This is a genomic window from Micromonospora sp. ZG13, from assembly GCF_059359355.1.
Window position 1 is genome coordinate 59625 of sequence record NZ_JCADBQ010000002.1, and the last position, 13334, is coordinate 72958.

Consider the following 13334-nt stretch of genomic DNA (forward strand, 5'->3'; position numbering starts at 1 on the left):
GACGGCCCGGTTCCCCGTGAACCGGGCCGTCCGCTCGTCGCGGGATCCGGTCGGATGGCGTCAGTGCGCGTCGGCGAGCACTGTCCAGAGGTGACCGTCCGGGTCGGCGAAGGTGCCCGTGTAGCCCCACGGCTGCGCAGCCGGCTCGACGACGACCTGCGCGCCGGCGGCCCGTGCCCGCCCGACGAGGTCGTCGACCTCGGCCGGCGACGCGGCCGGAAGGCTGACGAGGCACTCGCTCTGCCCGCGCCGGGCCACCTCGTGGTCGCCGATGACCCAGCCGAAGCCGCCGGTGGGCACCAGCATGACGCGCAGGCCGTCGTTGACGGCGTACTGGAGGGGCTCGGGGACGCCGTCCTCGGCCAGTTCGCCGACGGCCTCCAGGCCGAGCCCCTCCGAGTAGAAGCGGTACGAGGTGGGGCGATCGGCGATCGGCAGGGCGACGACGACGGGTGCGTACTGCATCAGGCTGCCTCCGGAGGGTTGACGACCGCGTACGGTCAGTGTGCGGGCCGTCGCGCGAAACTCCTGGTTGCCCCCGCCGTGGCGAGGGTGGATGTCAGGCGCGCCACCCGGCCGGGTTGGTGCAGGACTCGCGGGAGATGCCCGAGCCGCTCCCGGGCTGCCTCGACGAGCGCCCGGAACCGGGCCTCCTCCTCGACGCTCGGCACCCGTAGGCCATCCACCGGATCAGTCACGCCGGGAGGGTAGCGACCACGACCGACAAAGTCGTGGGCTGCCGACGTACGGCGCATGCCTCCGCCTCCGGTCGCCGCCCGCATCGCGCGGTCGGGTCGGGCCCGCCCGGGTCAGCGACCGTCGGCGCGGGCGTGCCGGCCGCCCGCGACGGGCGCCGCCGGGACCGCGCCCTGCTGCGTGTGCCGGGCGGCCCGCTCGGAGACCAACTGGCCGAACAGCCCGCTGGGTCGGCCGCAGTCTCCGCACAGGAAGTTGTCGTCGAGTCGCCCGCCGCCGCAGTGGTCGCAGCGACCCCGGTCGCGCGGGTCGTGGTACGCCCGCAACGCCTCCACCAGGGCGCGGGCGACCGGGGCGCTCAGCGCCAGCCGCGACTCGACGCCCCGCAGGCCGACGACCAGCTCACCCTGCGGCGCGGCGGCCGGATCGAGCGCGTCTACGCGGGCCACGAAGTCGCGGAGGGCCGCCAGGACGTCATCGGGTGCGGTCATGCGTCGACCGTACGACACGCGGCGCCGAGGTTCCGGACGACCGGTCGGGCAGGGGCTCGTCGCTACTGACGGCCACCCGTGTCCCGCTTCCTGGTCCCGACGTAGACCATCCACGGGAGCAGAGCGGTCGAGCCGATGAACAGGCTGACGTCGAGAGGGAGCTTTCCCGCCACCCACAGGAGCGGAGAGAGCGCCCAGATCAGGAAGCCTGCCGCGGCAAGGAGCCAGCCCTTTCGGGTCACCGGCATCCGCATCTCCCGATCATGCATCGCGGCACCGCCCGGGGCGGGCAGTGGGTAGGGAGTTCAACCGTCACGATCCTGGCCGTGCGTGGTTCGCTCGGCCTGGACCGTGAAATCGAAGAAGCCCAGGTCGTTGACCTGGGCTTCTTCACCGAGCCGCCTGACGGAATCGAACCGTCGACCTACGCATTACGAGTGCGTCGCTCTAGCCGACTGAGCTAAGGCGGCAACGATCGTCAAGTGTACGGCACGCCCCGCCCCACGGCCGAACGGGATCCCCATCCGGACATCCGGGCCCCGATCCGTCGTCCGCCGGACAGCGACCGCCGCCGCCCGGGACTACGCTGCGGCGGGTGAACGACGATCGCGCCCCCGACGTGGATCCGCAGGACGGCGCGGCGGTGAGCGCGCACGCGAGCGAGGCGGCCGGCGGGCGGGCGGCGCGTCGGCCGCGCGGCATCGACCCCCGGGAGCTGGGCTTCACGCCACGCAAGCCGGTGCCGTGGCTCGCGCCGTTCCTGCTGATCAGCACCGGCATCCGTACGCTGCTGGCGATGCTCTTCGGGGCGTACCTGGACAAGCGGGAGTTGCAGAACTCGCTCGACGCGGGCATCGCGCGGCAGGTCGGGCCGGACGGCGGCCTCTGGCTGGACTACGTGGCCGACCTGGGCGACGGCTTCAACGCCACCTACTCGGTGGCGTACCTGATCGCCCAGCCCGAGCTGGAGGTGGACGGGCACCGGCTGCCCCGCGCGCAGACCCTGGTGATGGGCGGCGACCAGGTCTACCCGTCGGCGGCCTTCGAGGCGTACGAGGACCGGTGCAAGGGGCCCTACCAGGCCGCGCTGCCGGTCACCCCGCCCGAGCGGCCCACGCTGTTCGCGGTTCCCGGCAACCACGACTGGTACGACGGCCTGACCGCCTTCCTGCGGCTCTTCGTCCGGTCCCGGGACCGGCACTTCGGCGGCTGGGGCACGGGCCAGTCCCGCTCGTACTTCGCGGTCGAACTGCCCGCCGACTGGTGGCTGCTCGGCCTCGACGACCAGTCCGGCTCGTACCTCGACGATCCGCAGCTCACCTACTTCGACCGGGTCGCCGAGCGGCTGGGCCCGCAGAGCCGGGTGATCCTGGCCGTGCCGGCGCCGACGTGGGTCAAGGCCGTCGACCACCCCACGGCGTACGACTCGATCGACTACTTCATCCGTACGATCGTCGCGCCCACCGGCGCCCAGGTGCGACTGCTGATCTCCGGCGACCTGCACCACTACGCCCGGTACGCCGGCCCGGACCGGCAGCTGATCACCTGCGGGGGCGGCGGCGCGTACCTCTACCCGACACACAAGCTCCCGGAGCGCATCGAGGTGCCGCCGCGCGACACCCTCGCCCGGCGGGCCAGTGCCTCCCACCCGTACGAGTTGGCCGGCCGCTACCCGGACGCCGCCCGCTCCCGGCGGTACGCCTGGGGCATCTTCCCCCGCCTGCCGATGCGCAACCCGGGCTTCACCACGCTGCTGGGCACCCTGCACACGCTGCTGATGCTGGCGATGGCCGGCGTCGCGAGCAACCCGGAGGGCACCGAGCAGCGACTGTTCAGCGTGCCGCTGATGGCGATGCTGATCGTCACGATGCTCGGCGCCGCGTTCTTCGCCAAGCCGCCCAGCTCCGGCGGCAAGCGGCACGCCCGGCACTGGATCCTCGGCGTGGGCCACGGCCTGGCCCAGATCGGGCTGGGCACCGTCGGCACCTGGGCCTGGCTGTCCCTGCCCTTCTACGACTGGCCGTGGCCGCTGCCGGCCGTCGCCGCGGCGGTGCTCTACGGTCCGGTGATCGGGCTGGTGTCGAGCCAGGTGGTGGCCGCGTACCTGCTGGTGGCGGGCGCGTTCGGGGTGAACGTCAACGAGCTCTTCGCGGGGCAGGGCATCGAGGACGCGAAGGCGTTCCTGCGGCTGCGCATCGACCCCGACGGCAGCCTGACGATCTACCCCATCGCCGTCGACCGGGTCGCCCGCGACTGGCAGGTCAACCCGGACCAGTCTGCCGAGGCTTCCTGGCTGGCCCCGGGGCAGCCGCTGCGCCCCCGCCTGGCCGAGCCGCCCACCACCCTCACCTGACGGGGAACGCCGCGGCCCGACCCGGCCGTCGCCCTGCCGCGCCGGCACTCGACTGCCATGGGCGGGGCGCGATCACCGCCGTCGGCGCCGACGTACGTCGGTCATCGCGCCGCACCCGCCGGACCTGTCTGGTCACGGCCTTCGTAGGCGCGGCGGGAACCGCAGACGTCGGCGCGGGAGCACATGGAGCGCGAGCCGTCGGCGTCCAGGCGGACGGTCACGGCGTCTCTCGGGACGCTGTGGCCGACCACGCGGCCGTCCCCCTCCGGCGTGGTGACGCGGGCGCCGACCGCCGGGGCGGACTCCTGGAACTTGGCGTACAGGGGATGTTCGTACTTGAGGCAGCACATGAGCCGGCCGCACGCGCCGGAGATGCGCAGCGGGTTGAGCGGCAGGTCCTGGTCCTTCGCCATCCGGATGGTGACCGGCTCGAAGTCGGTGAGGAAGGTGGCGCAGCAGAGGTCCCGGCCGCAGGAGCCGATGCCGCCCTGCACCCGCGCCGAGTCCCGGGCGGAGAGCTGGCGCAGCTCGACCCGGCAGTGCAGGGTCGCGCCGAGGTCCCGCACCAGCGCGCGGAAGTCCACCCGGTGCGGGGCCGTAAAATAGATGGTGCTCCGCTCGCCGCCGCCCTCGGCGGCCCCGAGGACGTGGTCGATCGCGACCACCTTCATCGGCAGGGTGTGCTCACGGATCAGCCGCTTCGCCGCGACCTTGGCCTCGGCCTTGCGGCGGCGCACCGTCTCGTCGCGGCGCAGGTCGTCCTCACCGGCCAGGCCGGCCAGCCGGGGAAAGCCGTCGGTCTCCTCGGTGACCCACTGCGCCGCCCAGACGCACTCGGCCACCTCCGGCCCGTCGTCGGTCGGCACCAGCACCTTGTCGCCGACCTGTGGCCGCAGCTCGCCCGGGTCCAGGTAGTAGAGGCGCCCGTACCGCTGGAAGCTGACCGCGCAGAGCATGCCCATGTCTGACACCCTACGACGCGCGGGCCGGGGCTGCCCGGCCGGCCGTCGCGGCCCGACTACGGTGCGCAGCCATCCACGACCGCCGAATCGGCGCGGTGCGGCGCGCGTCGTGCCGGCGCAACCGGCACCCCGGCCCGGCGCGCGGACGCGCTGCCTGGCGAGCACGCCGGCAGCGGGGCGTCACCAGCCGACGCGGGTCGGGGTGTCGTAGCGGGGGCGTTCGGCGACCGGCTCGCGCCAGCGGGACTCGGCGAGGCTCGGCGCCCACTGACGCAGCAGGGTCTCGGCCCCGTCGTACGCGACGCAGAGCACCGCCAGCACCCGCGCGGCGATCTCGGCGGCCTCCGTCCCGCCCGGCCCCGCCGCCCCCGGCGCGCGGGTCGGCACCGACGTCGCGGCGACCACGGTCACCGCCTCGGCGCAGCGCAGGACGTCGGCCAGCGCCCGGGCCAGTGCGAGCCGGCTGCCCTCCACCCAGTCGGCGAGCGCGTCGGCGTAGCCGGCCGTCGACTCCAGGCGGCCGACCAGGCTCTCCGGCCCCTCGTCGAGGTGGCGCAGCAGGGCCGCCCGGGCCTGCCCGTACGACGACGCGGCCGGACCGGACCAGAGGACCGGGTCGGTCAGCGCGGCGGAGGCCTCGTCGTAGCCCCGCACCAGGCGGCGGGCGGTGTGGCCGGCGGTGGCCAGCGGCGCCGGATGCAGGTCGAGGAAGTTCCGGACGGCCTCGCCGGGAAGCACCTGCATCCGGCGCAGCAGCGGCCACACGCGGTGCCCCTCGGGCGCCCCGACGGCGAGCAGCGTGTCGACCCGGCGGAGCAGGTCGAGGCCGGGCTCGGCGAGGCGGTCCAGCGCGTCCATCACGCCTCCCCGGTCAGCCGGTAGCGCGCGGCGCGGTCGACGTCGGCGTAGTGGTCGGCGGCGGCCCGCACCGCCGCCGCGACGGCGGCCAGCCGTTGGGCGGCGACGTGGGCCTCCCGGGCCCGGTCGCCGGTCGCGGCGGTCCACTGCCGGTGCAGGGCCCGCCCGATCTCCCCGGGCCGGCCGGTGGCGTCGGCGCCGAACGCGGTCTGGGCCGGGTCGCCTGCGGTGACCGTGCGGGAGACGGTGGTCATGGTCTCGCTCGCCTCGTCGAGCCGGGCGGCGAGGGCGCGCAGGCTGTCCATCTCAGGCTCCCGCCAGCGGCCGGTAGGCGGCGAAGGTCTCGTTGTGCAGCTTCTCCCGGGCCCACTGGGCCGCGTCGGCCGCCGCCGTGACCGCCGCCTGCACCGAACCGGCGACGTCGCGCGGGTTGCGGGAGTGCAGCGGGCCGAGAAAGCGCACGTCGGTGATCCGCCCGCCGGCGGTGACCACCACCTCGACCAGCCCGTCGGGCGATCGGACGGTGACCTCGACGGTCGACACCGCCTGGTCGAACTCGGCCTGGAGGGACTCGATCCGGCGGTAGCGCCGCACCGCCTCCTCGATCCAGGCCTCGTCGATCTCCCCCCGCGGCATCGGCGGACTCCTCCCGGAACAGGGAATCACTGTGCGTGCCGCCACGGTCACCACGGCACACCGGACCGTACCGCACAGCAATCGCGCCTGTCGATGCCTGTGGACGGCCGGTCCGGCTGGCGGGACCCGATCCGCGCGGGACCGTCCGCGCGGCCGGCGGGCTCAGCCCTTCCAGAGCGAGAGCATCATCGCCTCGACGGCGATGCGGGGCTTCACGTTGGCCTCGATCGCCGCCCGGCACTCCAGCACCGCCTCCAGGCGGCGCAGCGTCCCCTCGGCGTCCCATTTCTGGGCGCCCGCCCCGGCCAGCGCGGCGGTGTCGGTGTGCACCGGCGCCACGGGGGCGCGCAGCGCCATGGTGAGCGCGTCGCGGTAGAAGCCGGCCAGGTCGACCAACGCTCGGTCCAGCGCGTCCCGCTGCGCCCGGGTGGCCCGGGACCGCTGCCGCTTCTCCAGGTCCTTCAGCTGCCCGGCGGCGCCCCGGATCGCGCCGGCCGCCCCCCGCCCGGTGCCGCCGGCGCCGAGCGCGGTCTCCAGCGCCGCCCGCTCGGCCGCGTCTGCCTCCGCCACGGACGCCTCGGCCTCCGCCTCGGCCGCCTCGATCAGTGCCGACGCCGCGTCGAACGCGGCGCCCACGCCGGTCAGCCGGCGCGGCACCGCGAGCACGGCCTCCCGGCGCTTGCGCGCCTCCGGGTCGCGGGCCAGCCGCCGGGCCCGCCCCACGTGCCCCTGCGCGGCCGCCGCCGCCCACCGCGCCACGTCGGGCGTGACCCCGTCGCGGCGGACCAGCACCTCGGCCACCGCGTCGGGCGAGGGCTGCCCCAGCGGTACGACCCGGCAGCGCGACCGGATGGTCACGGAGATGTCCTCGGGGTGGGTGGACGGGGCGCAGAGCAGGAAGACCGTCCGCGGCGGCGGCTCCTCGATGGCCTTGAGCAGCGCGTTGCCGGCCGCCTCGGTGAGCCGGTCCGCGTCCTCGATGACCACCACCTGCCAGCGCCCGCCCGACGGGGTGCTGGCGGCGCGCAGCACCAGCGCCCGCATCTCGTTGACGCCGATGGAGAGCCCCTCCGGCACCACCATCCGGACGTCGGCGTGGGTGCCCGTCATCGTGGTGTGGCAGCCGGGGCACGCGCCGCAGCCGGTGCCGTACGCGCACTGGAGGGCGGCGGCGAAGGCCCGCGCCGCCACCGACCGGCCCGACCCGGGCGGCCCGGTGAAGATCCAGGCGTGCGTCATCCCCGCCCCCGCGTCGACGGCGACCGCCGCCTGCGCGTCGGCGGACTCCTCGGCGAGCGCGTCGGGCCCGTCGGCGTCGGTCGTGGGCACGACGGCGGCGGCGCGCAGCACGGCGGACGCCGCGGCGGCGGCGCGCAGCACGGCGGACGCCGCGGCGGCGGCGCGGCGCAGCGTGTCGACCGCCTCGTCCTGCCCGACCAGGTCGGCGAAGACGTCGGGCATCAGGTCCGGTGCTCCATCGGTACCAGCTCCGATTCGGATAACTCCGGCTGCACCGAGGTGTCCGGCCCGTGCGCGGGGCGCGGGTGCACGATGCCGCCGGGGGTGCCGAACATCTCCTCGATCCGCCGGGCCACCTGCCCGGCAGTCTCCTCGACCGGGCGGGATGCGTCGAGCACGAGGTAGCGCTTCGGGTCGGCGGCGGCGAGGTCGAGGAAGGCGTACCGGACCCGCTCGTGGAAGGCGACGGACTCGGCCTCCAGGCGGTCGGCCGCCTCGGCGCGGGCCGCCACCCGGGCCAGGCCGGTGCGCGGGTCGACGTCCAGCAGCACCACCAGGTCGGGCTTGAGCCCGCCGGTGGCCCAGGACGAGAGCCAGGAGACCTCGTCGACGGGGAGCGTGCGCCCCGCCCCCTGGTACGCCAGGGACGAGTCGACGTACCGGTCGCTGATCACCACCGCGCCCCGGACGAGCGCCGGCCGGACGACGGTGGCGACGTGGTGCGCCCGGTCGGCGGCGTAGAGCAGCGCCTCGGCGCGCGGCGACGGCCCGTCGGAGCCGGGCGCGCCGAGCAGCAGCGACCGGATCCGCTCGCCGACGGCGGTGGCCCCCGGCTCGCGGGTCACCACCACGTCGCGCCCCTGCCCGCGCAGCCGCTCGGCGAGCGCGGCGAGCTGGGTGGACTTGCCGGCGCCCTCGCCGCCCTCGAAGACCACGAAGAGGCCGGCGGAGACGAACGGCTCGGCCGGCATCAGCGGGCGGCCCCGGATCGAGCCCCAGAGGTCGGCCAGGACGGGCACGCCCTTCTTGTCGTCCATCTGCCCGAACGCGCTGATCCCGGCGAAGATGCCGGCGGCACCGGCGGCGAGCAGCAGCAGTCGGGTGGACGAGATCGACACGCCCAGGTCGGCCAGCTCCAGCCGGCGCGAGCCGCCGACGCCGGCGAGCAGGCTGCTGAGGCCGATCGCGAGGATCAGCACCAGCCGGGTGCCGATCTGCACCACCGCGAAGACCCGGCCGCGTACCTCGTCGGCGATCTCGCCACCGAGCAGGGTGGTGCCGGAGAGGAAGGCCATGCCGGCGCCCGCGCCGACGAGGATCGCGCCGACCATCGCCATGGAGAGGTGGATGGCGAAGGCCAGGGCCATCACCGAGGCGCTGGCCAGCACGATGCTCATGCCGAACCAGCGCCGCCGGGACATGTCCTTGACGATCATCGGGCCGAGCCCGATGCCGAGCGCGAGGCCGACGAAGATGGCGCCGAAGAGCAGGTAGAAGGCGGCGTCGCCGGCACCGAGCGAGATGGCGAAGAACTTGGCGGTGCCGATCACGATGCCGCCGCCGGCGAACGCGCCGAAGATGCCGAGCACCAGGCCGCGGACCAGCGGGGTCTGGCCGATGTAGCGCCAGCCCTCCTTGAACTGGCGCAGCATGCTCTGCTCGCCCCCGCCCCGCTCGGCGGCCTGCCCCTGGCTGATCTCCTTGATGCCGTACGCCACCACCAGCGCGGTTGCCAGCCGGGAGAACGCGTTGAACCAGAGCGCCAGATTGGCCGGCGCGGCCCAGTCCGGCGCCGCGCCCCCGGTGGCCCCCCGCACGATCGCGTCGAGCGCGGCGAGGATCAGCGCGGCGAGGACCGGGGTGAGGCCGTACGTGGTGATCAGCGTGAGCTGGTTGGCGGCCTCCAGCCGGGCGCGCGGGATCAGGTTGGGGACCGCGGCCTCCTTGGCCGGGATCCACAGCAGCGTGAGCGACTCGATCAGGAAGGTGGCGACAGCCGCCCAGGCGACCACCGCCCCGCCGGAGGCGCCGAGCAGCGCGACCAGCGGGATCGAGGCGAAGAGCAGGAACCGCAGCACGTCGCAGATGACCATCGTCCAGCGCCGGTCGAAGCGGTCGGCCAGCACGCCGGCGATCGGGCCGAGCACCAGCGCCGGCAGCAGCCGGATGGCGATCACGCCACCGAAGGCGGCGCCCTTGGCGGTGCTCCCCTCGACCTGGGAGGCGGCGAAGACGCTGGTGGCGAGCAGGCCGAACCAGTCGCCGAAGGAGGCCGCGCCGAGCACGATCCAGAGCCGGCGGAACGGGGTGATCCGCAGCACCGAGCGGATGCCCGCGTAGCCGGACAGGTCGGCAGCGGGCTTCTCGGCGGCGCCGGGCGGGTCGGCAGCGGGTTTCTCGGCGGCGCCGGGCGGGTTCGGGGACGGCGACACGCCGGGCGACTCGCCGTTGAACTGGCTTTCGATGGCCGTACCTCCACGTGCCGGCCCATCGCTGGGCAGTCCCGGTGGAACACTCTAGACCCGGCGGGGACCCGCCCCGCCGCGACATTCTCCTGTTCGCCGAGCCTAGGCCGCCGCGACCACCGCCCGCAGCCCGGACAGAAGCGAGGGTGTTTCGCATTTCCTCCCAGACAGTTAGCGTGCACACGTGGCCATCGAAAGCGACAAAGTTCGTGAGCGCCTCGACCGGGCGACCGCGCACCTCGACCCGCCGTACGCCGTCGTCGACCTCGCGGCCTTCGACCGCAACGCCGCCGCGCTGGCCGACCGCGCCGCCGGCAAGCCGGTCCGGATCGCCAGCAAGTCGGTCCGCGCCCGGGACCTGATCGGCCGGGCGCTGGCGCGACCCGGCTGGGCAGGCGTGATGGCCTTCACCCTGCCCGAGGCGAGCTGGCTGGTCCGCACCGGCGTGACCGACGACGCGCTGGTGGCGTACCCCACGGTCGACCGGGGGGCGCTCGCCGCGCTCGCCGCCGACCCGGCGCTCGCCGCCGCCGTCACGCTGATGATCGACGGCACCGACCAGCTCGACCTCGTCGACGCCGTGTGCCCGCCCGGCCGCCGCCCCGAGCTGCGGGTCTGCCTCGACCTGGACGCCTCCTGGCGACCGCTGGGCGGGCGGGTGCACGTCGGGGTGCGCCGCTCACCGGTGCACAGCGCCCGGGCGGCCGGCGCGCTCGCCGCCACCGTCGCGGCGCGCGCGGGCTTCCGGCTGGTCGGGCTGATGGCGTACGAGGCACAGATCGCCGGCCTCGGCGACGCGCCGCCCGGGCGGGCGGTGCTCGGCTCCGCGATCCGGCTGGCCCAGCGCGGGTCGTACCGCGAGTTGCTGGCCCGCCGGGGCGCGGCGGTGGCCGCCGTACGCGAACACGCCGACCTGGAGTTCGTCAACGGCGGCGGCACCGGCAGCGTGGCCGCGACCAGCGCCGATCCCGCGGTCACCGAGGTCACCGCGGGATCGGGCCTGTACGGGCCGACGCTGTTCGACGCGTACCGCGCCTGGCGCCCCACCCCGGCGGCGGCCTTCGCCTGCGCGGTGGTGCGCCGCCCGGGGCCCGGCCTCGCCACCGTGCTCGGCGGCGGCTGGATCGCCTCCGGCCCCGCCGAGGACAGCCGGCTGCCCCGGCCGTGGCTGCCGGAGGGCCTGAAGTTGATCGGCACCGAGGGGGCCGGCGAGGTTCAGACCCCGCTGGCCGGCACGGCGGCCGGCGCCCTGCGGGTCGGCGACCGGGTCTGGTTCCGGCACGCGAAGGCCGGCGAGTTGTGCGAGCACGTCAACGAGTTGCACCTGGTCGACGGCGACACGGTCGTGGCCACGGTGCCCACCTACCGGGGTGAGGGCCACGCCTTCCTCTGATCCGCCGGCCCGGCGCGTCCCGGACCGCTCGCGCCCGGGACGGAGCCCGCAGGCGGGTGGCGGCGCGGCCGGTTCAGCCGGGCTGGCCGGCGTCGGCCGGCGCGTCGACCTGGCGGTGCAGGTACTCCCGGATCAGCGCCTTGGCCTCGGCCAGCACCCGGTCGTCGCCCTCGGGCAGCCGGCGGAACGCCAGCTTGATCAGCGCGTCGGCCGCCTCCACGGCGATCTCGAGATGGAACCGGAGATCGGGGACGTCCAGCCCGAATCGCTCGGCGAGCACACGGGCCAACTGGTCCGCGATCACCCCGTTGTTGTCCCGCTGCTCGTCGAGCAGGTGCAGGTCGACCACGTCGCCGAAGTGCAGGGTACGGAATCCCGGAACGGTGCGGTGCATCGTGATGTACTCGTCGATGCCCGCGTCGACCCCGTCCCACCAGTGGGTCAGGTCGTCGGAGGCGAAGCGCTCGTCGAGCCGCTGGAGGTAGGACTCCATCGTGCGCAGGGTCAGCGCCTGCACGATCGCCCGCTTGTCCGGGAAGAACTGGTAGACCGACCCGATCGCCACCTCGGCACGCTCGGCGAGGAGGGTCGTGGTCAGTCCCTCGTACCCCACCTCGTCGACGAGTTCGGCGCAGGCGTCCAGCATCCGCTGGACCCGCGCGACACTTCGACCCTGCACCGGTACGCGGCGCAGCGGCCCGGCTGTGGCGGCTGGTGTGGACACTCGCCACCCCCCTTCGACGGATGAACATATCTGCACGTCACGGGTTCGTGACTACCGGTACAACGAGCAAACCTCGATTGCGGTATTTACCTGCTACAACGTTCCTGATATGAAGTCAGTTCACGTTCATGTCGAGGAGTGCGCATGGCCGGCACCGCACCGCCCACCCTGGCAGGCTGGTCCAACTGGGCCGGCAACCAACGCGCAACCGCCACCGCCATCCTGCGCCCCACCTCCCTCACCGACGTGGCCGACGCCGTACGCGCCGCCGCGACGACCGGAGCCCGGATCAGGGCGGTGGGCAGCGGCCACTCCTTCACCGGCGTCGCGGTCACCGACGGGCGGCGGATGGAACTGGCCGACCTCGACACCGGGGTACGGGTCGACGTCGATCGCCGACTGGTCACCGTACCGGCCGGGATCACCCTGCGCGCGCTCAACGATCTGCTCGCCGCCCACGGCCTGGCACTGCCCAATCTCGGCGACATCGACGCCCAGACGATCGCCGGGGCGATCTCCACCGGCACCCACGGCACCGGCGCCGGATACGGCTGCCTGTCGACGTTCGTCGAGGCGCTCACGCTCGTCACCGGCACCGGCGAGGTGCTGCGCTGCTCCGCCGACGAACACCCCGACGTGTTCGCCGCCGCCCGGGTCTCGCTGGGCGCGCTCGGGGTGCTCGTCGAGGTGACCCTGCGCTGCGTGGACGCGTTCGTACTCCTCGCCCACGAACGGCCCGCGCCGCTCGCCGCCGTGCTCGACGAACTGCCCTCGCTGGTGCGGGAGCACGACCACGCCGAGTTCTACTGGTTCCCCTACACCGAGCGGGTGCAGGTCAAGACCAACGACCGGGTGCCCGCCGACGACCGGCCGCTGCCCCGGTGGCGCGGCTGGCTCGACGACGAGTTCCTGTCCAACACCGTCTTCGCCGGGGCCTGCCGGCTCGGCCGCGCCGTGCCGGCCCTCGCCCCCGGCATCAGCGCCGTCTCCGCCCGCGCGCTCACCGAGCGCCGCTACACCGGCCGCTCCGACCAGGTCTTCTGCACCCCGCGCCGGGTCCGCTTCGTGGAGATGGAGTACGCGCTGCCGCGCGACGCCCTCCGCGAGGCGCTCGACGCGCTGCGGCGGATCGTCGACGGGCTGCCGTTCAAGGTGCTCTTCCCGGTCGAGGTGCGCTTCACCGCCCCCGACGACATCTGGCTCTCCCACGGCTACGGGCGCGAATCCGCGTACGTGGCCGTCCACCAGTACGTCGGCATGCCGTACGAGCCGTACTTCCGGGCCTTCGAGCAGGTCGCCGCGAGCCTCGGCGGCCGGCCCCACTGGGGCAAGCTGCACTGGCGCGACGCGGAGTCACTCGCCCCGGCGTACCCCCGCTGGGCGGACTTCCAGGCGCTGCGCGCCCGCCTCGACCCACACCACCTCTTCACCAACCCCCACCTGACCCGCACCCTGGGCTGACCCCCACCGCCGCTCGCCGCTCGCCGGCGGCGAGCGGCGAGATCTTGGTACGAAAC

The 13334-nt window shown here is 74.7% G+C and carries 12 protein-coding genes and 1 tRNA gene; 3 read left to right on the forward strand and 10 right to left on the reverse strand.

The window, feature by feature from the left end; all coding sequences use genetic code 11:
- Positions 1–60: 60 nt before the first annotated feature.
- From AC5L34_RS04175 to AC5L34_RS04185, 3 genes are all read right to left on the reverse strand, one after another.
- Positions 61–465: a VOC family protein gene (locus AC5L34_RS04175; RefSeq protein WP_441173498.1), complete on the reverse strand. Its 405-nt coding sequence runs from the start codon at positions 463–465 to the stop codon at positions 61–63.
- Between the two features lie 344 nt (positions 466–809).
- The gene (locus AC5L34_RS04180) at positions 810–1187 is read right to left on the reverse strand and encodes a hypothetical protein (protein WP_441173499.1); all 378 of its coding nucleotides are present in this window, start codon (positions 1185–1187) and stop codon (positions 810–812) included.
- A gap of 396 nt (positions 1188–1583) precedes the next feature.
- Positions 1584–1657, reverse strand: a tRNA-Thr gene (locus AC5L34_RS04185).
- A 149-nt stretch (positions 1658–1806) separates the two neighbouring features.
- Between AC5L34_RS04185 and AC5L34_RS04190 the strand changes: the two genes are divergently transcribed.
- Positions 1807–3540, forward strand: a complete 1734-nt coding sequence (locus tag AC5L34_RS04190; RefSeq protein WP_494824181.1) for a metallophosphoesterase family protein — start codon at positions 1807–1809, stop codon at positions 3538–3540.
- A gap of 101 nt (positions 3541–3641) precedes the next feature.
- On the opposite strand, the gene AC5L34_RS04195 is transcribed toward AC5L34_RS04190, so the two are convergent.
- From AC5L34_RS04195 to tmk, 6 genes are all read right to left on the reverse strand, one after another.
- Positions 3642–4502: a PSP1 domain-containing protein gene (locus AC5L34_RS04195; RefSeq protein ID WP_441173500.1), complete on the reverse strand. Its 861-nt coding sequence runs from the start codon at positions 4500–4502 to the stop codon at positions 3642–3644.
- A gap of 180 nt (positions 4503–4682) precedes the next feature.
- Complete coding sequence (locus AC5L34_RS04200; protein WP_101415370.1) at positions 4683–5360, reverse strand: hypothetical protein; 678 nt, start codon at positions 5358–5360, stop codon at positions 4683–4685.
- Complete coding sequence (locus AC5L34_RS04205; protein ID WP_441173501.1) at positions 5360–5665, reverse strand: hypothetical protein; 306 nt, start codon at positions 5663–5665, stop codon at positions 5360–5362. The genes AC5L34_RS04200 and AC5L34_RS04205 overlap by 1 nt, the downstream gene beginning before the upstream one ends.
- A 1-nt stretch (position 5666) precedes the next feature.
- Entirely contained in the window at positions 5667–5996 is a 330-nt protein-coding gene (locus tag AC5L34_RS04210; protein ID WP_101413819.1) for a YbaB/EbfC family nucleoid-associated protein, read from the reverse strand.
- 162 nt (positions 5997–6158) lie between these two features.
- A complete protein-coding gene (locus tag AC5L34_RS04215) occupies positions 6159–7457 on the reverse strand; it encodes a DNA polymerase III subunit delta' (RefSeq protein WP_441173502.1) in 1299 nt (432 codons plus the stop codon).
- Positions 7457–9736: a dTMP kinase gene (gene tmk, locus AC5L34_RS04220; protein WP_441174059.1), complete on the reverse strand. Its 2280-nt coding sequence runs from the start codon at positions 9734–9736 to the stop codon at positions 7457–7459. Before tmk ends, AC5L34_RS04215 begins: the two co-directional genes overlap by 1 nt.
- Positions 9737–9884: 148 nt before the next feature.
- On the opposite strand from tmk, the gene AC5L34_RS04225 reads away from it, so the two are divergent.
- On the forward strand, positions 9885–11093 hold the full coding sequence (locus tag AC5L34_RS04225; RefSeq protein WP_441173503.1) for an alanine racemase: 1209 nt from the start codon (positions 9885–9887) through the stop codon (positions 11091–11093).
- A gap of 73 nt (positions 11094–11166) precedes the next feature.
- On the opposite strand, the gene AC5L34_RS04230 is transcribed toward AC5L34_RS04225, so the two are convergent.
- Positions 11167–11739, reverse strand: coding sequence for a TetR/AcrR family transcriptional regulator (locus tag AC5L34_RS04230; RefSeq protein ID WP_101413816.1), 573 nt, complete (start codon positions 11737–11739; stop codon positions 11167–11169).
- Positions 11740–11961: 222 nt separating this feature from the next.
- On the opposite strand from AC5L34_RS04230, the gene AC5L34_RS04235 reads away from it, so the two are divergent.
- Complete coding sequence (locus AC5L34_RS04235; protein WP_441173504.1) at positions 11962–13278, forward strand: D-arabinono-1,4-lactone oxidase; 1317 nt, start codon at positions 11962–11964, stop codon at positions 13276–13278.
- Positions 13279–13334 lie beyond the last annotated feature (56 nt).

What these genes read in the sequence shown, in the direction of transcription:
- AC5L34_RS04200 (WP_101415370.1), bottom strand. Translation starts at nt 5,360, where the DNA reads ATGGACGCGCTGGACCGCCTCGCCGAGCCCGGCCTCGACCTGCTCCGC.
- AC5L34_RS04195 (WP_441173500.1), bottom strand. Translation starts at nt 4,502, where the DNA reads ATGGGCATGCTCTGCGCGGTCAGCTTCCAGCGGTACGGGCGCCTCTAC.
- AC5L34_RS04235 (WP_441173504.1), top strand. Translation starts at nt 11,962, where the DNA reads ATGGCCGGCACCGCACCGCCCACCCTGGCAGGCTGGTCCAACTGGGCC.
- AC5L34_RS04210 (WP_101413819.1), bottom strand. Translation starts at nt 5,996, where the DNA reads ATGCCGCGGGGGGAGATCGACGAGGCCTGGATCGAGGAGGCGGTGCGG.
- AC5L34_RS04180 (WP_441173499.1), bottom strand. Translation starts at nt 1,187, where the DNA reads ATGACCGCACCCGATGACGTCCTGGCGGCCCTCCGCGACTTCGTGGCC.
- AC5L34_RS04215 (WP_441173502.1), bottom strand. Translation starts at nt 7,457, where the DNA reads ATGCCCGACGTCTTCGCCGACCTGGTCGGGCAGGACGAGGCGGTCGAC.
- AC5L34_RS04230 (WP_101413816.1), bottom strand. Translation starts at nt 11,739, where the DNA reads ATGCTGGACGCCTGCGCCGAACTCGTCGACGAGGTGGGGTACGAGGGA.
- AC5L34_RS04175 (WP_441173498.1), bottom strand. Translation starts at nt 465, where the DNA reads ATGCAGTACGCACCCGTCGTCGTCGCCCTGCCGATCGCCGATCGCCCC.
- AC5L34_RS04205 (WP_441173501.1), bottom strand. Translation starts at nt 5,665, where the DNA reads ATGGACAGCCTGCGCGCCCTCGCCGCCCGGCTCGACGAGGCGAGCGAG.